1 protein-coding gene is annotated in these 637 nt (G+C 41.3%); it reads right to left on the bottom strand.

The window, feature by feature from the left end; all coding sequences use genetic code 11:
• A partial coding sequence (locus FS935_RS23175; protein WP_240051011.1) for a pre-toxin TG domain-containing protein occupies positions 1–637 on the bottom strand: 637 nt, incomplete at both ends.

Below are 637 nucleotides of genomic sequence, written 5' to 3' on the forward strand. Positions count from 1 at the left end.
AACATTTATTGGTGAATTCCCAATTGAACTAAACGCCAAATTGCTTCTAGGATTTTGAAGAAGAACATTCATTCCACCCTGTAATTCTCTACCAAAAAAAACAGCCCCAGTTTTTGTTTTCAGTGTTAGCTGATGCAACTTCCCGATTGTTTCTTCCGATACCACTTTACCATTTTTCACTAAAGTAGGGATAAACGGTGTAGCCATTAGCGCAGGACCTAGAATGCTATAATATAAGCTTTGTTGACGCTGAAGATCAGTTAACTCGTTACCGAACATATCTTTGCCTAGTATATATTCGTTAAAGCCATTAACCGACACAAGACCATAGATTCCTAGTTCTGCTTTTTCGAGATTTGAGAATGTCTTCGCATTTAAGTAAACATCCAAAGCCTGATCCGCTGCATGCACACCTTTGGCGGTTTTATAGATGGCTCCTCCACCTTTAACGATTCTTCCGGCCCATCCTACAACTGGGATAAAACCTGCTGCTGCCATTGCTCCAGCTGTCACACGTTGAGCTGTTGTAAGTTCAGCACCAGTGACGGGATCAACACCTTCAGAGGCACGTATGTAATCGTAATATCCAGTTAACTCACCTGTGAAGTTCTTTACACCATCCCATGTTTTTTCATAC

The organism is Metabacillus litoralis (genome assembly GCF_007994985.1).
Taxonomy (GTDB): Bacteria; Bacillota; Bacilli; order Bacillales; family Bacillaceae; genus Metabacillus; species Metabacillus litoralis.